17 protein-coding genes are annotated in these 22,006 nt (G+C 63.6%); 10 read left to right on the top strand and 7 right to left on the bottom strand.

Features of this window, described 5'->3' with window-relative positions; genetic code table 11:
• Positions 1 to 31: 31 nt before the first annotated feature.
• From HMPREF1316_RS12845 to HMPREF1316_RS12835, 3 genes are all read left to right on the top strand, one after another.
• Positions 32 to 1,906, top strand: a complete 1,875-nt coding sequence (locus HMPREF1316_RS12845; protein WP_021727415.1) for a PTS mannitol transporter subunit IICBA — start codon at positions 32 to 34, stop codon at positions 1,904 to 1,906.
• Positions 1,907 to 2,138: 232 nt separating this feature from the next.
• Positions 2,139 to 3,983, top strand: coding sequence for a glutamine--fructose-6-phosphate transaminase (isomerizing) (glmS, locus tag HMPREF1316_RS12840; protein WP_021727359.1), 1,845 nt, complete (start codon positions 2,139 to 2,141; stop codon positions 3,981 to 3,983).
• Between the two features lie 162 nt (positions 3,984 to 4,145).
• Entirely contained in the window at positions 4,146 to 5,117 is a 972-nt protein-coding gene (locus HMPREF1316_RS12835) for a homoserine O-succinyltransferase (RefSeq protein ID WP_021727467.1), read from the top strand.
• Positions 5,118 to 5,130: 13 nt separating this feature from the next.
• On the opposite strand, the gene HMPREF1316_RS13490 is transcribed toward HMPREF1316_RS12835, so the two are convergent.
• Positions 5,131 to 5,802 (bottom strand): orotidine 5'-phosphate decarboxylase / HUMPS family protein, encoded by a 672-nt coding sequence (locus tag HMPREF1316_RS13490; RefSeq protein WP_021727383.1) that lies wholly within the window; start codon positions 5,800 to 5,802, stop codon positions 5,131 to 5,133.
• 135 nt (positions 5,803 to 5,937) lie between these two features.
• Between HMPREF1316_RS13490 and HMPREF1316_RS12820 the strand changes: the two genes are divergently transcribed.
• Positions 5,938 to 7,545: a DEAD/DEAH box helicase gene (locus HMPREF1316_RS12820; protein ID WP_021727472.1), complete on the top strand. Its 1,608-nt coding sequence runs from the start codon at positions 5,938 to 5,940 to the stop codon at positions 7,543 to 7,545.
• A gap of 12 nt (positions 7,546 to 7,557) precedes the next feature.
• Here HMPREF1316_RS12820 and HMPREF1316_RS12815 read toward each other — a convergent pair whose 3' ends face one another.
• The 5 genes from HMPREF1316_RS12815 to HMPREF1316_RS12795 form a co-directional block, all read right to left on the bottom strand.
• A complete protein-coding gene (locus tag HMPREF1316_RS12815; protein ID WP_021727420.1) occupies positions 7,558 to 8,844 on the bottom strand; it encodes a peptidase S9 in 1,287 nt (428 codons plus the stop codon).
• Positions 8,845 to 8,902: 58 nt separating this feature from the next.
• Positions 8,903 to 10,327: a DUF1593 domain-containing protein gene (locus tag HMPREF1316_RS12810; protein ID WP_021727395.1), complete on the bottom strand. Its 1,425-nt coding sequence runs from the start codon at positions 10,325 to 10,327 to the stop codon at positions 8,903 to 8,905.
• Between the two features lie 40 nt (positions 10,328 to 10,367).
• Positions 10,368 to 11,816 carry a PTS transporter subunit EIIC gene (locus HMPREF1316_RS12805; protein ID WP_021727461.1) on the bottom strand — a complete coding sequence of 483 codons (1,449 nt, stop codon included), beginning with the start codon at positions 11,814 to 11,816 and terminating at the stop codon, positions 10,368 to 10,370.
• 294 nt (positions 11,817 to 12,110) lie between these two features.
• Complete coding sequence (locus HMPREF1316_RS12800) at positions 12,111 to 12,959, bottom strand: PRD domain-containing protein (RefSeq protein ID WP_021727402.1); 849 nt, start codon at positions 12,957 to 12,959, stop codon at positions 12,111 to 12,113.
• 53 nt (positions 12,960 to 13,012) lie between these two features.
• Positions 13,013 to 13,693: a TetR/AcrR family transcriptional regulator gene (locus HMPREF1316_RS12795; RefSeq protein ID WP_021727456.1), complete on the bottom strand. Its 681-nt coding sequence runs from the start codon at positions 13,691 to 13,693 to the stop codon at positions 13,013 to 13,015.
• Between the two features lie 294 nt (positions 13,694 to 13,987).
• Between HMPREF1316_RS12795 and HMPREF1316_RS12790 the strand changes: the two genes are divergently transcribed.
• The 6 genes from HMPREF1316_RS12790 (at position 13,988) to HMPREF1316_RS12765 (ending at position 21,338) form a co-directional block, all read left to right on the top strand.
• On the top strand, positions 13,988 to 15,277 hold the full coding sequence (locus tag HMPREF1316_RS12790; RefSeq protein ID WP_051333026.1) for an MFS transporter: 1,290 nt from the start codon (positions 13,988 to 13,990) through the stop codon (positions 15,275 to 15,277).
• A gap of 133 nt (positions 15,278 to 15,410) precedes the next feature.
• The gene (locus HMPREF1316_RS12785; protein WP_021727431.1) at positions 15,411 to 16,946 is read left to right on the top strand and encodes a DUF5605 domain-containing protein; all 1,536 of its coding nucleotides are present in this window, start codon (positions 15,411 to 15,413) and stop codon (positions 16,944 to 16,946) included.
• A gap of 9 nt (positions 16,947 to 16,955) precedes the next feature.
• Positions 16,956 to 19,559 carry an alpha-L-rhamnosidase gene (locus HMPREF1316_RS12780; protein WP_021727391.1) on the top strand — a complete coding sequence of 868 codons (2,604 nt, stop codon included), beginning with the start codon at positions 16,956 to 16,958 and terminating at the stop codon, positions 19,557 to 19,559.
• Positions 19,560 to 19,561: 2 nt separating this feature from the next.
• The gene (locus HMPREF1316_RS12775) at positions 19,562 to 20,488 is read left to right on the top strand and encodes an ROK family protein (protein ID WP_021727419.1); all 927 of its coding nucleotides are present in this window, start codon (positions 19,562 to 19,564) and stop codon (positions 20,486 to 20,488) included.
• 291 nt (positions 20,489 to 20,779) lie between these two features.
• Entirely contained in the window at positions 20,780 to 21,064 is a 285-nt protein-coding gene (locus tag HMPREF1316_RS12770) for a type II toxin-antitoxin system RelE/ParE family toxin (protein ID WP_021727349.1), read from the top strand.
• On the top strand, positions 21,051 to 21,338 hold the full coding sequence (locus HMPREF1316_RS12765) for a HigA family addiction module antitoxin (protein WP_021727418.1): 288 nt from the start codon (positions 21,051 to 21,053) through the stop codon (positions 21,336 to 21,338). Before HMPREF1316_RS12770 ends, HMPREF1316_RS12765 begins: the two co-directional genes overlap by 14 nt.
• 284 nt (positions 21,339 to 21,622) lie before the next feature.
• Here HMPREF1316_RS12765 and HMPREF1316_RS12760 read toward each other — a convergent pair whose 3' ends face one another.
• The gene (locus HMPREF1316_RS12760; protein ID WP_021727348.1) at positions 21,623 to 21,988 is read right to left on the bottom strand and encodes a hypothetical protein; all 366 of its coding nucleotides are present in this window, start codon (positions 21,986 to 21,988) and stop codon (positions 21,623 to 21,625) included.
• Positions 21,989 to 22,006 lie beyond the last annotated feature (18 nt).

Genomic DNA, 22,006 nt, shown 5'->3' with positions numbered 1-22,006 from the left:
CAACGACAGCAGGAGAGGAAAGGAGAGAGGAATGGCAAACGCACGGGAAGGGGTGTCGAAGTTTGGCAAGTTCCTATCGGGGATGGTCATGCCAAACATCGGCGCCTTCATTGCATGGGGCTTTCTGACGGCCCTCTTCATCGAGACGGGATGGATTCCCAACGCCCAGCTGGCAACCATCGTCTCGCCCATGCTCAAGTACCTCATCCCGGTGCTCATCGCCGGGCAGGGTGGCTACGCCATCGCCGGCAGGCGCGGTAGGGTCATCGGGGCCATCGCCGTCTTTGGCGCCATCATGGGCACCGACTACACCATGCTCATGGGCGCCATGCTCATGGGGCCGCTTGCCGGCTGGATCATCAGGAAGTGGGACGCCTGGGCAGCCACCTGGAAGCCCGCGGGCCTCGAGATGCTCGTGGACAACTTCTCGCTTGGCCTCATCGGCCTGGCACTCGCCGTCGCCGGCTTCTACGCCATCGGGCCCTTCATGGGCATCATCCTCGTCATGCTGCAGGCGGGCGTCCAGGTGCTCGTGACCTATGGCCTCATGCCGCTTCTGGCGATCTTCATCGAGCCCGCCAAGGTGCTCTTCCTCAACAACGCCATCGGCAACGGCATCTTCGTCCCCATCGGCACCGAGCAGGTCAAGACGGCCGGCCAGTCCATCATGTTCATGCTCGAGTCAAACCCCGGCCCTGGCGTGGGCATGCTCCTCGCCTATGCCATCCTCTGCCGTGACACGACCACCAAGCAGTCCGCCCCCGGCGCCATCATCATCCAGTTCCTGGGCGGCATCCATGAGATCTACTTCCCCTACGTGCTCATGAACCCCAAGGTCATCATCGGCCCCATCGCCGGCAACCTCGTTGCCATCCTGTTCTCCACCATCTTTGGCCTGGGCCTCGTGGGGCCGGCATCGCCTGGCTCCATCATCGCCTTCGCCTCCATGGCACCCAAGAGCCAGGTGCTGCTCATCATCCTCGACGTCGCCCTGGCCGCGGTCGTGTCGTTCTTCGTGTCCGCCCCCTTCGTCCGCTCGTCCACTGCGAGCATCAGCGATGACGGCAGCGACACCGCGCGGGACGCTGGGGCCACCGAGGTCGTCGTCGATCCCACCGCACGCGCCATGAGCTCCATCTCCAAGATCGTCTTCGCCTGCGATGCGGGCATGGGGTCCTCCGCGATGGGTGCGACGCGCTTCCTCAGGCGCATCAACGCCATCCGTCCCGACATCAAGGTCGAGCATGCCTCCGTGGACGATATTCCCACGGACGCGGACGTCATCGTGTGCCAGAAGATGCTCGCCGAGCGCGCCCGCACGAGCGCCCCTGTGACCGCCCAGTTCGTGGTCATCGGCAACTTCCTCAACGACCCCGCGCTCGACGCCCTGCAGACGCAGCTCACCACCAACTACCAGATGCAGCATGCCGCCGTGGCCGCCACGAACGCCGCCTCCGCTGCCATCGAACGCTCCTCGGAGACCGACGCCTGGACGATCACCGCAGACGACATCGTCCTCGGCAACGCCTCCACCGATCGCGAGAGCGCCATCCGCGCCTGCGGGAAGCTCCTCGTGGACCGTGGCTACGTCAGCGAGGACTACGTCGACGCCATGGTCGAGCGCGACCATGAGGTCAGCGTCTACATTGGCAACGGCATCGCCATCCCCCACGGCACCAACGAGGCGAAGAGGCACGTGCAAAGGACGGGCGTGGTCGCCCTGCAGTATCCCGACGGCATCGACTTCGATGGCGAGAGGGCCTACGTCCTCTTTGGCATCGCCGGCAAGGGGGACGAGCACCTGCAGGTGCTCGCAAAGATAGCCGACGCCCTCTCCGACGAGGCGCAGGCCGACAAGCTCCGCCAGATCGCAAGCACAGACGAGTTCCTCAGGGTGCTCGGATAGGCACGCCCCTGCAGGTCCCACAGGCAGAGGGAGGGTTGGCCCGGTGCCCGCTCGGGCGCCGGGCCTCCCGTCAAGGCCGTCGTCTCGTCGATTCCCCTTGATTGTCGTCGTCGGCTGCGGAGGAGGCCTTATCATGAAGGCACACTGATGCGCGTGGGGCTGGCATGGCAGGCCGCTGCCATGGCCCCTCGGTGCCATGAGCCGTGGATGCGTAACCTATAGGAGGACGAACATGTGTGGTGTCGTTGGGTACACGGGAAAGAACCAGGCGGTCACATGGCTGCTTGACGGCCTCCAGACGCTCGAGTACCGGGGCTATGACTCGGCGGGCGTGGCCATCCTCTCCCCTGCCGGGAACCTCCATGTCGTCAAGTGCGCCGGACGCGTGGCCACGCTGCGCGACCGGTGCGAGTCCGCCAACCTCGTGGGGACCTGTGGCATCGGCCACACCCGCTGGGCCACCCATGGCGCCCCCTCAGATCGCAACGCCCACCCGCACACCAGCTGCGACGGCAAGATCGCCGTGGTGCACAACGGCATCATCGAGAACTTCGAGGAGCTCCGCGCCCAGCTCATAGCCGAGGGCCATGAGTTCAAGAGCGACACGGACACCGAGGTCGTGGCGCACCTCTTCGAGGACGCCTGGAACGGTCCGGCCAAGGGCGACATGGTGCTCGCGCTGCGCAACACGACCGCTCGTCTCGAGGGCGCCTGGGCGCTCGCCGTCACCTGCGCCGACATGCCCGGCACGATCGTCGTCACCCGCAAGGGGTCGCCACTCGTCGTGGCCACCACCGACGACGGCGCCTACGCCGCCTCCGACGTCATGCCCCTGGCCAGCGTGACGAACGAGGTCATCCAGCTCGACGACGATGACATCGCCCTGCTCTCTGAGGACGGCACCGTCCAGATCACCAACGCCCAAGGCGAGCCCGTGCGCGAGGTAGACACCCTCGGCATCGACTGGGACGCGTCGGCGGCCACGCTCGGCGGGTACTCCGACTTCATGGAAAAGGAGATCTCCGAGCAGCCCGAGGCCATCGCCCGTCTCCTGCAGGGACGCCTCAGCGAGCATGGCATCGAGATGGACGAGCTCGCCATGGGCAACCGGGAGATGTCGGCCATCGACCGCATCTACGTCATTGCCTGTGGCACGTCCTACAACGTGGGGCTCATCGCAAAGAGCATGATCGAGCACTGGGCCCGGGTCTTCGTCTCCGTTGAGTACGCGTCCGAGTTCAACTACTCCGACGTCCTGATCACCGACCACACGCTCTGCCTCATCATCACGCAGTCCGGCGAGACGGCGGACACCCTGGCGGCCGCCCGACGCCTCAAGGCCATGGGCTGCCGCACCTTCGCCGTCACGAACGTGCTGGGCTCCAGCGCCGCACGCGAGTCCGACGGCACCATCTACGTGCAGGCTGGCCCCGAGGTCGCCGTCGCCTCGACCAAGGCCTACACGGCTCAGATGGTCGCCTGTGCCCTCTTTGCCCTCAGGCTCGGCCTTGCCAACGGCTCGCTGGAGCTGCCCGAGGTCGAGGACGTGTACCACGAGCTCGAGCGCGTGCCCGACCTCATCCGCGAGGTCTTCGGCCGCAGCTGGCAGGACAAGCAGGCCGTGCGCATCTTCAGGGGCGCCCAGTCGGCGCTCTACCTGGGCCGTGGCACCAACTCCACGACCGCCTACGAGGGTGCCCTCAAGATGAAGGAGATCGCCTACGTCCATGCCGAGGCCTACCCCGCCGGGGAGATGAAGCATGGTCCCATCGCCCTGCTCGAGACCGGCTTCCCCGTCCTTGCCATCGTGCCGGCCGACCACGTCCATGACAAGACCGTCTCCAACATCCAGGAGTCCATCGCCCGTGGGGCAACCGTCGTGGCGCTCGCCACCGATGGCGACGAGCAGGTTGCCAAGATGTGCGAGCACGTGCTGTGGGTACCGCCCATGAACGAGTACCTCGTGCCCATCGTTGCGGTCGTCCACCTGCAGATGCTTGCGCGCTTCGTGGCCAAGGCCAAGGGGCTCGACGTTGACAAGCCACGCAACCTTGCGAAGAGCGTGACCGTGGAATAGGACGCAGCGCGCGACGCTCGGCCCCACCAGAGCGACTCCAGAAGGCGGACGGGGCCTTGTGCCGTGCCACCCGCGGGCCCGTCGATGGAAACGCATCGACGGCGAGGCACCTGCGGTCGGGTATCCTTGATGGGTGTCACACGCAAGAGACCGGAGCCATTCATGCCCATCAACATTCCGGATGGCCTGCCCGCCAAGCAGACCCTGCATCAGGAGCGCATCTTCGCGCTTGAGGAGGAGGCTGCCGACCGGCAGGAGATCAGGCCGCTCGACGTGGTCATCCTCAACCTCATGCCCACCAAGGTGGAGACCGAGACGCAGATCCTGCGCCTCATCTCCAAGTCACCCCTGCAGGTGGACTGCGACTTCATGCGCGTCTCCACCCACGAGGCAACGCACGTCTCGCATGACCACCTGGTAAAGTTCTACGACACCTTTGAGAGGTACCAGGACAAGAACTACGACGGCATGATCATCACGGGCGCGCCCCTGGAACAGCTGCCCTTCGATGACGTGGACTACTGGGACGAGCTCTGCGAGATCATCGACTGGTCGCAGGGGCACGTGCTCTCCACCATGTACCTGTGCTGGGGGGCGTTCGCCGGCCTCTGGCACCTGTATGGCATCCCCGTGCGCCAGCTTCCCTCCAAGCTCTTTGGCGTGTTCCAGCAGCGCCTCTGCGATGAGTACAACTTCCTCACCAACGGGTTTGACGAGGTGCATAACGTGCCCCACTCACGCCATGCCGCCATCGACACGTCCATGCTCGCCCAGCACCCCGAGCTCCACGTGCTCTCCGAGAGCTTCAAGACCGGTCCGTCCATCCTGGCCACGCGCGACTTCCACGAGGTCTATGTGACTGGCCACCTCGAGTATGGGCGCGACACGTTGGCCAAGGAGTTCTGGCGCGACTTTCGCAAGGGCCTGCCCATTCGCGTACCTGAGAACTACTTCCCTGGCGATGATCCCGAGAGGCAGCCGCCCTTCACCTGGCGGGCACATGCCAACCTGCTGTATCGCAACTGGCTCAACTGGGTGTATCAGATGACGCCCTATGAGCGCGAACGCATCCCCAAGGAGATCGCCTCCCTGCGCGCTGACTCCGACGGCATGGTCGACAAGTTCGAGGGATAGCGCGCCGAGCGCCCTACCGCATGTGCGCCTTGAGTGCGGCAGCGGAGGCGCGCGGATCCTGTGCCGCCACGATGGCACGGCCCACGAGGATGGTGGAGGGTCGGGCGGCTACCACGTCATCGATGTTGTCCAGGCCGATGTGACCCACGACGGCCGTGCGTGTGGTTGACAGCTGCTCGTTGAGGTCAAGCAGCCTGCGGAGGGGCATGTCATCCGTGGGCTGCTCGCCCAGGTCGGCCACCTCGCTCAACTCGTTGCCGTCGACGCCAAGCCCCGAGGGAACCACGACCTCCCCAACGCCCAGGACCTCGAGCTCGAGCGCCCGGGCAACGGGGCTCTCCGTACCCGCCAGGTCGCCGACCACGGATCCACCGTGCTCATGGGCCACATCCAGCACGGCACGAAACGTCTCGTCGGATGCAAGGCCCAGCACCGTCACGACATCGGCCCCGCGCTCGAAGCACTTCCGTGCGACATATCCGCCACTGTGGAAGATCTTGACGTCTGCCAGGACTGTCTTCTTCGGAAAGGCATGCTTGACGTGATGCACGAGCGACAGCCCCTCCTCCACCAGAAGCGGATAGCCAACCTCGACGGTATCGACGTAGTCGCGCGTGGCCAGCACGAGGTCAAGACAATCCTCCACGCTGGGAGAGTCGAGCGTGAGTTGCAGCTTCATGGACATACCATGCCCCCAATCAAAGGTCTAGCCATACTCTACCAGGGAGAATGTGAGGACATCGCCCCCGTCGGCAAACGGCGGGGCAGACGCTGCGCCTGTCCCGTGCAGAAAGGGGCCAGTTGGGCGATACTGGATATCATGGAATATGACTTTGCCCAGCTCGGGCTCAACGAGCACATCCTTGAAGGCGTCCGTGCCCTCGGCTTCACCACGCCAACCCCCGTCCAGGCACAGGCCATCCCCCAGGTGCTTGCCGGACGCGACGTCATTGCCTCCGCGCAGACGGGCACGGGCAAGACGGCCGCCTTTGCCCTCCCCATACTGCAGGTCATCGAGGCGGCCTCGCGCACGGCGCGCGAGGAGCAGGCGCGGGCGATGGCCGCAGACGCACAGGAGCGCAAGGACGGGCGTCATGACGCCACCGGCCCCGACGTCCTAGCCGACGCCGTGGGGGACGACGCATCCATCTCCCACAGCTTGGACGCAGACGGAACGCCCTCGAAGCCAAGGCGTCGGCGCAGGCGCCATCACAAGCGTTCGTCGGGGGACGCCGCGTCCCCGCAGACACAGCAGGCGAGCGCCCCCACGGCATCCGATGCCGAGGAGCCCCACCCGGCACGTAAGCGCAGGCGTGGGCGCAAGCACGCCGACAAGGGCGCCCCCATACGCACGCGGGACCCCCATGCCCATCCCTTTGGCCCCTTTGCCCTGGTGGTGACCCCCACGCGTGAGCTGGCGTCCCAGATCGAGGACGTCGTCTCGGTGGTGTGCGAGCACACCGGGCAGCGTGCCGTGGTGGTCAGGGGCGGCACCAAGTTCGAGCGGCAGATCCGTGAGCTCGAGGCGGGCTGTGACCTGCTCGTGGCCACACCCGGGCGCCTCATCGACCTCATGGATCATGGTCACGTGGACCTCGGCCAGGTGCAGTGCCTGGTGCTCGACGAGGCGGACCGCATGCTCGACATGGGGTTCTGGCCCAGCGTCCGCCGCATCGTGGCCGCCTGCCCCAAAAAGCGCCAGACCCTGCTCTTCTCCGCCACCATCCCACCCTCCATCAGGGGCACCGTGGACGCCATGCTGAGCGACCCCGTCACCATCGAGATCGCACGCGTGGGCCAGACGGCCGACACCGTCGCGGAGCACCTGTGCCCCGTGACGCAGGGCCAGAAGGCCCAGCTCCTGCAGGAGCTCCTCAAGACGGGTGGCGCCGCCAGCACACGGCCCGAGCGCGTGCTGGTCTTCTGTCGTACCAAGCACCGTGCGGACGAGCTCGAGGCGCTGCTCAAGCATGTGGGCGTGTCCGTGGACGTCATGCATGCCGACCGTCCCCAGAAGGCCCGCGAGCGGGCGCTCGAGAGGTTCCGTAAGGGCACGGTGCAGGTCCTCGTGGCCACCGACGTCATGAGCCGCGGCATCGACGTGAGCGGCATCGACGCCGTCGTGAACTTCGACGTGCCCATGGACCCCGAGGACTACGTCCACCGCATCGGCCGCACGGGACGCGCGGGGGCGACGGGTCAGGCCTACACCTTCGTGGCGCCGGACGAGATCACGCCCCTGCGCGAGATCGAGTACTTCACCAGGAAGCTCGTGCCCCTCTGGGATCTGGACGGGTTCGAGTACGACGGAGCGCGCATCGTCCCCAACCCCACCCGCTCCACCGAGAGGCCCACGCGCTCGCTGTTCAGTGGGTCGCGCAGCCGCGGTCGCGGCTTCGGCGGCGGTCGCTACGGCAGGCACTACTGAGTTCTCCACACATCACGTTCCGTCGCGCAGGGAGTGTGCTCCCACCCACTGCCACAGCGTGACGGGCCGACCATCCACAAGCACATGGGTGCCATCGATGTCGGTCGTGGGGCCGTCGTGGTAGACGCCAACCCACGCGAAGTGGCCGAGGTAGCGCATGGGTCTGCCGTCCTCGTCGCGGTAGACGCCCGTCTCGTCCTCGAGGTGGTCATAATAGGTCAGGTGAAGGTCGCGGGCACCCAAGTCCCTGAGATGCCAGTAGGTGGGGAGCGCTGTCTCCTGGGGCCTCACCAACGGGTCATCGTCGGCATGCACGAACCATAGGGGCGTCGCAGCCAGGACAGCACGCTCCCCCTCCGTCGCGAGTCGGTCATTCCAGGGGGCGCACACGGGCACGCCCGCAGCAAAGAAGCCGGGGTTGTCCGCGATGAGGCGACAGGTCATGAAACCACCGTTGGAGAGGCCACCCACGTAGATGCGGCGTACGTCGATACGATCCGCGTGGGCGGCCACGAACTCGTCCACCAGGGCCCTGAGGGCATTCGAGTAGATGCTCTGGTTGTCATCCTCGATGTCACCAGAACCCGAGTCCATCCAGAACGTGGGGCAGCTCGGCGCCAGCACGTAGGCAGCGCCTCCCAGCTTGCCCTGGATGTCCGCCTCGGCGAGCGCCACGACCTTGTTGCCGGTGACGGTGCGGTAGGGCTCATCGCCCTCTCCAGCACCATGGAGCCACAGCAGCAACGGCAGCTTGCCCGTGTCGCCTTCGACAGGTGAAAAGGAGGCGTAGCGCATCGTGACGCCGGCGTAGGTCCCCTCGCCCTCGAGGTCCCAGCCCTCAAGCTGTGGGCAGATATCACCCGCGTCCTCGTCCCATACCAAACCGACGACCGGAGGCTCTTGTGCCACCGGGGGAACAAACGTCCTGAGCTGGGTCACACGGAAGTGGCTCTGGCGCAGGTGTCCCTGGGTGATGCCACCGTCGATGCGCTTGGTGAGGCGCTCCTCGGGCAGAACGAGGGTCACGTACCTGCCCTCATGCAGGGGAGCGCCCTGGGCATCGGAGACGTAGGCCCGGCGCACGTCCACGAAGCCACGCGATGGTAGGGCACGGACGTCCGCGCCATGCTCCTTGGCGCTTACAACCTGGCCTGTGACCGGATCCTTGCGCTCCACATAGACGTTGAAGGCGTCTGCGTCCACCTCGTTGGCCCACAGGGGGCTGGGAAGCTCGAGGATGAGCCGCTTGACCCAAGGGCCAAAGTCCCCCACTGTCGTAAAGGTCTTGTATCGAGCCATGACATCGCCCCTTCTTCCTTGTCTGAGAACCCGTGCGGCCACGTGGCGCATGCCGCCGTCAGACCACGCTCACCACCACTCGACGATAGGCGCACAGGCAGTCGTCCCCCACCGCAGGGCAATCCCTCACGCGGCAGATGACATGGATGGTCTCCGCTGGCCTCGCATCAAGGGGCACGGACACCGTGGCCTCATCGTCCCGGCTCGTGAGCACCTCGCCGCCGCCAGGGGCCGTGTCGGCCTCCTGATAGCGGAACCAGTCATAGTCGAGGGCATCTCCATCGGGGTCGCTTGCCCGTGCATGGAGCGCCACCCGCTCACCGGGCCGAGCCGTGACGTTGTCGCCCTCCACGACATCGAGATGGGGTGCATGGTTGGCATCCTCGTAACATCCGGTCACACACCACTGCACCCGGCAGGCGAACTCCCTCATCCAATCCGCCGTCCACCGAGAGAACTGGTAGGCGTCGCCCCGCGTGGGGCCCCGATCCTCGTCCGGCGCACTGCACCAGTAGGCGGCGGCAGGATTGAACTCGTTGTCCACCTTGCGTTCGAAGCGTCCTCCCCAGCCACCGAAGCCCGGATCCTCGAGGGAGCGCAGGCCCGTGTCCACCAGGTGCAGGAAGCTCGGGGAGTCCCCCTCCGAAATCATGTCGTAGCGCCCGTGAGGCTCCCCGCCCCACCAGGCACCACCCATGAGCTTCGGGTTTGACCCAAACTGAGAACGGTCCTGCTCGCCCGGATACACATGGCCGTCGCCCCAGCTGTGATAATGTGCCAACAGCGGCCCCTTGTCCAGGAGGTGTGGCTTGAGCCAGGCCCCCTTCATGAGCGCAAGCGCATCGGGCGGGCAGTTCCCCTCGTTGATGAGGAAGGCAATGCCACCCATGTTGGTGCTGTGCAGCAAGGGGAGGTCGGGCCAGGCATGGCAGATGTAGTCGCGGTAGGTGTCGTCCTGAGTCACGATCATGTAGATGCGTGTGCGGTCGCACACCTTCCGATAGACGTGCTCCCACGCGGGACTGTCCCGCCACTTCTCCTCTATGCTCTTGAGGGCGCGGGCGATGGTGTTGGTTCCGCCACCCGCCAACAGCCAGATGGGACGTAGGTCATCCCTGAGGATAGCCTCCCGAATGAGGCGCGAGCCCGCGCTGTCCTCGTCCATGCAGCCCGTGGTCTTCACATTGCCGATGCGCGTGACGGATCGCAGCTGATCCGCGGTTGGATAGCTGGGGTCGTGCACCGCCAGGTTGGGATGGACCTGCTCATAGGCATCGAGGTAGTCCCACATCCACTCCCCTCCAGCCCAGCGGAAGGGTTCGATGCCCGCGCTGGGGTCACCGGCATAGTGGAACTTCGAGCTCGAGAGCACCAGCCCCTCGATGTCGATATCGTTGGCGTAGAGCAGGAGATGGATGAACGAGTTCATGTCATCGCACTCTGCGTCATTGGTGAAGATGGCCCGTGCACGGCTTCTATGCATGGTCGCGCCCCTCCCGATCGCTCATCATTGAGGTCACACGCTACTCGACAACAAGCTCGCCGGGCTGTTCGGCGTCAAGCTCGGCAAGCTCCTCCTTGGTGAAGCCCATGAGGTAGACGACAATGGCAGCAACGACCAGTGAGATGCTCATGCCGATGGCGGCGCTCACGATGTTACCCGTCCCTCCCTGGAAGTAGTTGGTGATGACGAGCAGGTTGGATGCGCCACCCGCCAGATAGTAGGTGACGCCCAGAAGGCCCGAGACCACAGCTCCGATGGCGCCACCAATGAACATGCCCAGCATGGTTCTGCGCCAACGCAGCAGCACGCCAAAGAGCGTGGGCTCGGTCACGCCACCGAGAAGAGCGGACACGATGTAACCAGCAGTCATGCCTCTCTCCTCCTTGTTGCGAATACGCAGGAAGGCACCGATGGCGCAGCCCCATACGGCCGCCATGGCACAGTTGGTGGAGACGAAGACGAACGGGTCGTAGCCGGCCTGGATGATCTGCACCTGAGCCAGCAGGATGACCGGCATGTGCATACCGGCGACGACGAAGAGCTGCCAGAACGCACCGAGAATGGCCATGACCACGAGGATGCCCACGCCACCCAGATCCGCCAGGCCAAAGAGCGCATTGGCGACCCCGTTGCCGATAAGGTTGCCGAGGGGCGCAAGGACAATCAGCTCGATGGGGACGACGACGATCATCGTGAACCACGGCGTAAACATCGTCGAGAACACATCGGGCACATGCTTCCTCATGAACTGCTCCACCACGTGGAGCACAGGGATGGTGAGGACGATGGGGAGCACGGACTGCGCATAGTTTTCGGGAACGATCTCTAGGCCATAGACGCTGATGGGTGTCTGGCCAGCAGCTGCAGCCACCACCGTCGGTGCGATGAGCACGCCTCCGGCCAGAAGGCCCAAAACGGGTGACGCACCTAGCTTCTTGGCTGCCGTATAGCCCAGGTATATGGGAAGAAAGTAGAAGGATGCCTCGTAGAGGGTGGTATAGAGGAAGATGTACAGGGGGTTGTCGGCCGCCACGAGGCCAAGCATCGTCGGGCCGATGATGGCCGCAATGGTGCGGAACAGGCCGCCACCCATGATGAGGGGGATAAGCGGGACCATGGAGCCAGAGAGGTAATCGAGGATCCTGTTGCCCACGACCTTGGGCGTCAGCCTCTCCTGGGACAGGCCCTGATCAAGGTTCTCGTCCACCATGCCACCGGACGAGACGCCCTGGGCAACGATCTCGGCATGCACCTTAGGCACACTCTGTCCGATGATCACTTGGTATTGTCCACCCGACCACTGCGAGCCCAGGACGCCCTTGATGGCATTGACCGCCCTCTCGTCCACGAGGCCGCGATCCTTGATCGCAAGCCTGAGGCGCGTCATGCAATGGAGTGCCGAATTGATGTTACCGGCACCACCCACCGCAGCAACGACCTCGGAGGCTATCTTCTTGTTGTCTGGCATGCGTGCTCTCCTCTCTCGACTTGGCCAAGGGGACGAGCGTCACAGGGCTGTCACACGCGGTGGTGACCCCATGCAAAAAAATGGTGCCACCCTGCGCGAAGGCACACTGCCCCTCGTCGCCTTGGTGACACCTCGCGCATACGCGCAAGTAACGTCCAAAACTTGCCTACGAATCTCGCAGATGAGCATGCCAGAGTCAAGCAGCAAGCATCCAAAGGAGTATGGACGGTAGCCCAGTCGTGGCAGACGGCCAGGGGAGCGCGGGGACGAGGGCGATACAACCTACGGAAACCGTCACGCACCATCACGCGCGTCATGGGCACGACACACCACGCGATTGATGTGCAGCATGAGGTAGAGACGCTCCTCGTCACTCAGGCACGTGCCAAGCCTGAGCGCCAGATAGTCCGCGACCTTGTCCACACAGGCGGCAACCGCCGGGTATGAGCGCACCACCTCCTCGTAGAGGGAGGTGTTCAGTGTGGCTATGGGCTCACCCGACAGCATACGGTCTATGAGGTAGCGAAGATGCGTTGCGAAGCGGGCGTAATCGAAGGAGTCACGCGCTATCGAGACGCTCATCTCAACCTCGACGAGACCCGTCACACCCTCCATGATGCGTTCGGCGCGGGCACCATCGCGACGCTGGGGCCTGCTTGGTAAGAGGGTGGCATTGATGATGGACAAGGCGACACCCGTTGCCTCGCTGGGAGGCAACCTGACACCAAAGGTTCGCTGTGCGCCCCGCACGCACAGCTCCCCCAGCCTAAGCTCCAAGGGATACCTCTGCCCAACGTCCCAGGACAGTGGCATGGATACGACGATGTGCTCCTGCGCGCGTTTGAGCATGAACGAGAGGTGATCGGCCAGGGTGATAGGGAAGTTGGGGGACAGCTCGTAGGAGAGCTGCTGACGAATGACGTCCGCGCACTGGGCCGCAAACTCGAGGTGCTCTGCAGGCAGCTCCTGGACAAGCCCCAGGTACCGGGGATCAATGTCATAGAAGGTGCGCGAGACCTCCTCGACGCCCACCTCGCGGGGCAGCTCACCGAAGCCCACACCCTTACCCAGGGCAACCACCTCATGCCCCGCACTATCGAGACACAGCGCGGCGTTATGATTGATACTCTTGATAACGCGCATGAAGCTCCCCCTTACCGCGAGCACCCAAGGACGGCCATGCACCTACCGCTATCCTATCGAGAGGCAGCCTGCGCGGCGCTCGACGGCAGCTGACGGTAGCCCTCCCAAAGCGGCAGGGGAAAGAGCACGTCCTCATAGCGTCCCCACTCGTCCACCAGATCAATCTCATCCTGGCGCGCCAGCCACCTGCCCTCGAGGCCGTATTCGGCCGCCAGCGCGACGGAGAAGGTCTGCGCCGCGTCCACACCCTCGGGCACACTCCACGCAAAGTTACTCCCCTGGGAGATAGCTCCCTTGGACCTGCGCACCACGAAGTCATGCGCGCTGTTTTTGGGCGAGCAGGCCTCGGTATCGAGCACATGGAAGGCCATCACCATGTCTGGACGCCGGGCGTTCTGCCTCACCATGGCACGGCAGAATTCCGGAATCAGGAGGGGTTGCCCTTCGAGCGCGCCGCCTGGCTCGTGGGCAGCAAGGTATTCGTCGCCTGCCGTCCCCTTGTCATAGTAGTGCTCTATCAGAAGCCTCAACAGGCCGTCCTTGCTGTGCACGTAATGGAGAACGCCCGTCTGTGTGATGCCGACCTTGTTCGCCACGCTCTGCAGGGACATGCCACCAAAGCCACGTTCGCCCACCAGCAGATAGGCTGCATCAAGTATCTGGTAAAGGCGCCTGTGCGCCCTCGGCGATAAAGAGGAGTCCGTCACCTTGCCGTTGTCCTCGTCCAGCTGCATATAGCACGAACCTCCAAGTGTCGCTCTCGAAACAAGCACCAGCCATGGTACCCCAAGCGTGCCGGGCGCACCCCTCTATCAGTAGGGGTTGCCTTCCTGCGCCGACACACCGCTTGGCAGGTCATTCCGGCCGCTGGCGGGGGCGCACGTCGTGCGCCCTCGCCAAAGGATTATTTTTCTTACTAGATAGTAAGTAATAGGTACTAAGCAAAGATGCCCAATACTCCCCACCTCCATGGACAGTCGGTGCTGCATGCGGTCGCATGCACGAGATACGAGAGGAAGGAGTCGCATATGAGCGATGCAAAGCAGGCAGCAAGCGGGGTGGACGCCAATCAGTTGGCGCCAGACACCGGAAAACCCCTCTCCGGAGTGGATAAGGCCCGTTTCATGGTGGGCTTCATCATCTTTGGCATCATGTGGATGGCAAGCGGCACCATCGGTTCGGCCGTGCTCCTCCCCGAGCGCTTCAATCACCTGGGGATAGGCACGCCCGAGGTCATCCTCACTTCCATGAACTCGGTCGGCATCATCTTCGCTCTGGTGGCGAACATCGTCTTTGGCGCGCTTTCAGACAGATGTCACTCACGTTTCGGGAAGCGCACTCCCTTCGTCGTCATCGGTGGCTTCGTCTGCGGACTCGCCTTCTGGCTCACCTCGACGGCGACAACTCAGTTCGCCATCGTTGCCTGGTGGTCGCTTCTGCAAATTGGCCTCAACTGCATGCTGGCTCCTGCGGTGGCGGTGTTGGCCGACCGCGTCCCCTTCAACGCGCGTGGAACGCTCAGCGCCTTCTACGGCGGCGGCGCCATCGTGGGCCAGTCCCTAGGCACCATCATCGGATCGTCATTCATCCAAAATCCCCTGCCCGGCTTCGTCGTCGGCACCGTCAGCTGGATCTTCACGGGCATCCTCGCCGTCATCATCTGGCCTCGCGAGAAGTCTGCGACACTGGAGACACAGGGGCAGAGCGACGTCTCAAAGACACGTGTCTCCTTCGTGCCACCCACCAAGAACTGCCGTGATTTCTACCTAGCTCTCATGGGCCGTCTCATGCTCATCTTTGGCTACCAGATGATTGTGACGTTCCAGCTCTACATCATCGAGCGCTATATCGGCCTCTCTGCCGCAGAGGCCGCAGGCGTCATGTCCACCATGTCAGTCATAATCATGGTGGTCTCCATAGTGGCCTCCCTCTCATCTGGTGCCATCTCGGATAGGATAGGACGTCGCAAGCCGCTGGTCATACTCAGCTCCGCCCTCATCGCCTTGGGAATCCTGGTTCCCTTCCTTGTCCCCAGCGCTGCAAGCATGCTCGTCTTTGCCGCCATATCAGGCCTGGGCTATGGCGTATACAGTTCCGTTGACCAGGCGCTCAACGTCGACGTCCTTCCCAACCCCGATGATGCGGGCAAGGACCTGGGCATTCTCAACATGGCAAACACCCTGGGCCAGGTGCTGGCCCCCATCGTGGCGTCCAACATCTACCTCGCAACCGGTGGCTACAACCTCGTGTTCCCCTGCGCCATCCTCTTGGTAGTTGTGGGGGCCGTCTTCATCGGTTTCATCCGCAGGGTCAAGTAGGTAACGGCGCACAGCGCCCAGGGGACCGTGCGCCACAATGGAAACGCCGCCCCTCGGGTCATGCCTCTAACCTGGGCATGACCCGAGGGGCCAGACAGAACACGACCACACGCCACACCACAGAGGAGACCCCATGAACACAACGAAAACCATCGAGCAGTACAAAGTATTCGATCTTGCGCTCGCCGGGACGAGCATGGGCAACCCATACCAGGACGTGCGCCTTGATGCGACGTTTAGACGCAAGGACAACGGCGACAGCGTGTCCGTGCGCGGCTTCTACCGCGGAGACGGGCGCTACGGCATACGCTTCATGCCGCGCAGTGCAGGCAGCTGGTCCTATATCACCAGCAGTTCCGATAGGACCCTCGATGGCCTTAAGGGCACCCTCGAGGTGAGCGCCGCAAGGCCAGGCAACCATGGTCGCGTGCTCAGGGCGAAGGACGTGCGCACAACACAGACCGTCTTTGACACCAGCAACGACTTCAAGTTCTGCTACGAGGATGGCACCAGCTTCCTGCCCTTCGGAACCACCTGCTACGCCTGGACGAACCAAGAGCCCGAGGTACAGGAGCAGACCGTCGAGACCCTCGCTGCCAGCCCTTTCAACAAGGTGCGCATGTGCATCTTCCCCAAGTACTACGACTACAACCACGACGACCCCGCCATGTACGCCTTCCCTGGGGCCGCGGGCAGGGGCTTCGATCGCACGCGCTTCTATGAGCCGTTCTGGGAGAACCTCGACCACCGGCTGGCGCAGCTCGACGAACTAGGTATCCAGGCGGACATCATCCTGCTGCACCCCTACGACAAACCCGAATGGGGCTTCTCGCGCATGAGCAAGGAGGAGGATGCCTTCTACCTCACCTACGTGACGCGGCGCTATGCGGCCTACAAGAACGTCTGGTGGAGCCTCGCCAACGAGTTCGACCTCCTACCATGGAAGTCCGTAGAGGACTGGGACCAGTACGCCCGTATCATCATGGACAATGACCCCTATGGGCACCTGCGCTCCATTCACAACTGTCGCACCATCTTTGACCACTCCCACCCTTGGATCACCCATGTGAGCTGGCAACGCTGTGACCTCCAGCGCACGGCGGAATGCGTAAGCGAGCTGCGCGCCCAATACGGCAAGCCCGTTGTGGTCGATGAGTGCGCCTATGAGGGCAACATCAACTGGGGCTGGGGTAACCTCACCGGCCAGGAGATGACCAGGCGTTTCTGGGAAGGCTGCCTGCGTGGCGGCTATCTCAGCCATGGCGAGACCTTCGTGGACCGGGGCCCCAAGATCTGGTGGGCGCACGGCGGAAGACTGTACGGGGACTCCCCCGCCCGCATCGGCTTCTGCCGCTCATTCATGGAATCGCTCGGTGAGGACATGGACACGGTGCCTGACGAGCGGGGCATCCTGCTGGGAACCTTCACCTGGGACATCACCTGCATGGCAAACGAGCGCGGAGGTGGTGATGACGACGTGGTCATTTACTTCGGATTCTTCCGTCCCTCCTATCGTGAGTTCGACCTGCCCGAAGGCAAGAATTACAGCATCGACGTCATCGACACCTGGAACATGACGTTCGAGACGCTGCCTGGCAGCTTCGAGGGGCATGTCCGCGTTGACCTCCCCTCCCGTCAGTACATGCTCCTTCGCCTGCGTACAAGATAGGCGATCGCCATGGGCATCACGCACCTCCAGGCTGAGCACTTTGCCGGCGATGTACTGGGACTAGGCGACGCCTCCCCACGAATCAGCTGGCAATACAGACACCATCCTGGTCATGGACCAAAGGTGGAGATAGAGGTTACGCGCTCCGTACTGGGGAGCGAGGCGCGCGTCCAGCACGCCTATGCAGGCGTGGACGACAACGTACTGCTCCACTGGCCCTTCGATCCCTTGGCCCCCCGCGAGCACGCAACGCTGAGGGCACGACTCACCGACGTGCAGGCCACGGGACCTTGGTCAGATAGGCTTGAGGTGGAGACGGGCTTGCTCGTGCCCTTTCTGCGCATGGCCGACTTCGTGGGCCCCTCCTCCTTGGACGGGGCCAGTGACCACCGTCGCCTCCCTCTGGTGCGCAACGAGTTCGAGCTGGCCGAACGTCCAGTGGCAGCGCGACTCTACCTCACGTCCCTGGGCCTGGTGGAAGCCGAAATCAATGGCCTGCGGGTAGGCAAGGACGTGCTCACTCCCGGCTGGACCTGCTATGACAGTCGCTTGGCCTGCTGGACCTTCAACGTCACCGATCTCCTGCACAGGGGACCCAACGCAATCGGTCTGTGGCTGGGCGACGGCTGGTGGCGTGGGCGCATCGGCTTCGATGGCGGCAGGGCCAACGTCTATGGCAATCGCCTGGCGGTATATGCCCAGATCGATGCGGTCCCTGCCGATGGGAGCACGGCGTCTATACGCTCCAACTCCTGGGATGGCAGCTGGAAGAGCGCCCTAGGGCCCATCGTGTGCAGCGACCTCTGCGAGGGAGAACGCTACGACACCCGCCTCGAGCAGAAGGGCTGGTCGCGCCCGGGCTTTGATGACTCCGCCTGGCAGCCCGTGGCGGAGATCTACTATGATCCCCACAAGATCCAGGACACGCCCCTGCCACCCGTGAGACCCTGTGAGCGGATGCACCCACGATCCATCGCCAAGCTAGGTGACAGGCGCTTCCTGGTTGACATGGGACAGAACTGCACGCAGCGCATATGCCTGCACGTCCGGGGACTTGCCGCAGGCGAGCGTGTGGAGCTACGGCATGCCGAAGTATTGGAGGACGATGGGACCCTCTCGACCCGGCCGCTGCGCCGCGGCAGGCAGCACGATGTCTATATCTCCGCAGGAGTGGATACGTGGTGGGAGCCGCGCTTTGCCATGCATGGCTTCCGCTATGCAGAGATCTCGGGAATCGACGATCTCGCCGACGACGATCTCGTCGTGAGAGCGTATCACACAGCCCTGGAGGAGACCGGTGGCTTCGAATGCTCGGACGAGCGGGTAAATAGGCTCTGCGAGAACGTCTCCTGGTCCCTGAGGTCCAACTTCGTGTCCATCCCCACCGATTGCCCCCAACGCGACGAGCGCCTGGGCTGGACGGGTGACATAGCGCTCTTTGCTCCCACTTCCTGCTATCTCTATGACACGACACAGTTTCTTTCCAGCTGGCTTGACGACGTCCGCAGCGAGCAGCGGCGCGTGGGGACTGTGCCCTACTATGTACCCTACGTCCCCTTGGGAGTGTGGTCGGACCCTTCGGCAATCGCCCTATGGGGAGACGCCGCCGCACGGGTTCCCTGGGCTCTCTACATGGCCTCGGGGGACACTGGGCTACTCGAACGCCACTACGACCTTGCCCGTTCCTGGGTCAGCCAGGTCGAGGGCTACCTCTCTCCCGATGCAATATGGGACCGCAAACCCGAGCTGATGATAGGTCAGTTGGGTGACTGGCTCGACCCGACGGCTCCGCCGGACGACCCCATCCGCGCCATGACTGAGAAGGAGCTTGTCGCCACGGCGTTTTTCTATGAGAGCTGCTGGATGACCTCCCGCATGGCACAGGTACTCGATAGGGCTCAGGACGCAGAGTGGCTCACAGACCTTGCCAACCGCGTCAAGAGGGGCTTCTCGGAGCGCTTCGTGCACGCGGATGGCACCATGACATCGGACACCCAGTGTGCCTATGCCCTAGCCATCGCCTTTGGACTCGTCAAGGGAGGGCGACGCCAGAAGGCCGGCAACCGCCTTGCACAGCTGGTACATGAAGCGGGCTACAAGGTGGGGACGGGCTTTGCCGGGACCCCCTTCGTCCTGCCGGCCCTCACCGAGACCGGCCATGTCGAGGAGGCCTACAGGCTCTTTCTCGGCGAGAAGTGCCCCAGCTGGCTCTACCAGGTGTCCATGGGTGCAACCACAACCTGGGAGCGCTGGGACTCTATGCTGCCCGACGGCACGGTGAACCCCGGCGACATGACCTCCTTCAACCACTACGCGCTGGGGTCGGTCGCACAGTGGGTATTCCAGTGCGTCGGTGGGCTCGCGCCTGCGGAGCCGGGCTGGAGAAGTCTGCGCGTGGCACCCATCATCGGTGGGGGCATCGACCATGCGTCCGTGTGGCACCTCACCCCCTTCGGCCGCGCCGCCGTCAGCTGGCGGATGGAGGATGGGAAGAGGGTCAGAATCTCCGTTGACGTGCCTGCGGGGACGACGGCGCGCATCGAGAGCTGCGGCATCCATGAGACCATAGCCTCGGGACATCATGAGCTCTCGGGCAACCTGCAGGAGGCATAGCGATGGCAAGCTACTTCGCGGTCGACATAGGCGGGACCCAAGTGAAGTGGGCAAATGTCGATGATACCTATGCGCTTCACGAGAGGGGGCGCATCGGTACGGACTTCTCAAGCCAAGACGAGCTGATAGACGCCGTGGTCGCACTTGCCCAGCCATGGCTCAAACAGTCGCGTGGTGTGGCTCTCAGCGTACCGGGAACCGTACGCACCAACGATCCCACGGGCACGGTGATAGGAGGTGGAGCACTCGACTACATGGACGGCTGTGCCCTGGGTAGACGCGTATCCCAGGCGTGTGGCCTGCCCGTCGCAGTCACCAACGACGGCAAGAGCTGCGCCCTGGGCGAGTATGCCATGGGCGCCCTCATGGGTTCGAGCGTGGGTGTGGTTATCGCCATAGGAACCGGCTTGGGTGGCGGCATCGTCGCGGACGGCCACGTGCTCTCGGGAGCTCACGGCTTTGCTGGCGAGTTTAGCTTCGTCCCCACCGACTATGCGCCCGGCCTCGACGTTGAATCCATGGCTGCCAGAGGGCTTGGCTGGTCCTCCCTACGCGACATCGTATGCAAGGAGAAGGGGCTCTCCCCCAGCGAGCGCCAAGCCACAGATGGCCACATGGTCTTTCAGTGGATCAACGACGGCGACGCAGCCGCGCGCAGGGGGCTTACCGCCTATGCCAGGCGCTTTGCCATGCTACTCTTCTCGTTGCAGGCCATCGTCGACCCGGACGTCTTTGCCATCGGCGGAGGCATCTCGGCACAGGATGCCCTTATTGAGGCAATACGCCAACAGGTGGACGAGCAATACGAACCGTGGCCGCTCAAGCAACTACCCAAGCCCCATGTAGTGCGCGCCCTCCATGGAAATGATGCCAACCTGCTAGGTGCGACCTACGAACTGAGACGCCATCTGGAGGTGGGGCCTACCTAATCCTCAAGGTCATGGGAAACGCCACCGTGGAAGGCTAGGGCCAGACGCAGGCACACACTAGCGAGAGGGGATGGCTGCTCCAAGGCAGCATCCGAGGCAAGCGGACAAGAATCACATGTGCTTGCTCGCTTGCTCTGCGTTCGCCCAGAATTCTCCCTTCGAGCGAGCAATTTGAGTGCGCATATGTGCGGTTGGCTGGAGGCGGCCACGATTTCGACCCTCTCTATATCGCTTGATAATACTTCTGTATTACAGTACTATCATCATGTATGAGAGAAGCTGCGGGGTGCCATGCAGTTTGCAGACAAGGACATCGAGCTCTTCTGGCTGGACCCAGTCGCCAATCCACCGCGCAGGGTTCCTCCAAATGCGAGAAAGCCCTTATACCGCAAGCTGCAGATTCTCTCGGCCGCCCGTGAGCTAGGAGACCTTAGGGTTCCTCCCGGTAACAGGCTCGAGATACTCAAGGGAAATCATGCGGGACAGCACAGCATTCGTGTAAACAACCAGTGGCGACCGTGCTTCATATGGCACAACGGCGAGGCGACGGAGGTTGAGTTCTGTGACTACCATTAACGACTACATCTCCACCCCCGGAGAGATTTTGCGCGAGGAGTTTCTGCAGCCCCTGGGTATCAGCCAGTACCGCCTGGCCAAGGCCATCGGCAAGTCGCAGTCCGCTGTGTCCGACATCGTCAACGGGCGGCGGTCCATTACGGCAGAGATGGCGTGGCTACTGGGGTCGGCCCTTGGGACGACGCCCCGGTTCTGGCTCAACCTGCAGACTGACTATGACCTCAAGACGATCGACGCCTCACGGATGCCCAAAGTCGAGGCGCTTGCGGGATAGGGGCGATGGTCGGGGCGCGGGGTTGCGATGCCAACCAGGGGCACCCTAAGCGCACAAGCCGCGTGTCCCGCGCGGGGTGGGTCCCTCCCCGACCGCACGGGTCGTGGGCCCACTTGTCCGCTTGCCCCACGTTTGCCCAGGATTCGCGAGGCAAGCGCACAGTTCGAGCGCTCACATGTTCGGTTGGCCGGGGTGGTTGGGCCGGGAGGGTCACCGGGAAGTCACCGGTGGCGGGAGTCAACGAGAAAGTCCCGGCAGCAGGCCCGCCCGATGGCACGCTCGGCCTACAGCGCGACGCCCCGGAACACGAGCAGGTACGTAATGGTCAAAAGAACGGAGAGCGCCACGGCAAACGTCACCCAGAAGCCCCGCGTGACTCCGCGCTTGGAGTCAATCAGGTAGCGTGTGGCCGCCAACGCCAAGGAGACGCAGAGTGGCCCCAGCGCCAGCATCGTCACCTTGACGTCCACGCCCGCCATCGATAGGAGCACCGGAAGGACGAGATACCCCAGCAGCGCCGCAGTGGCGATGATGGCCGAACTCGTGAACGTGAACGGATACACACCCATGCGCTCGGTCTGCTCCTGGACCCTGTCCTCGGAGATCACGCCGTGGAACTTCCTGTTGGCCGGCCTGTCGTGTCGACTCATTTCTGCGAACCCCTCACT

Source organism: Olsenella profusa F0195, assembly GCF_000468755.1.
Taxonomy (GTDB): Bacteria; Actinomycetota; Coriobacteriia; order Coriobacteriales; family Atopobiaceae; genus Olsenella_F; species Olsenella_F profusa.
This window is presented reverse-complemented; position numbering and strand designations above follow the sequence as displayed.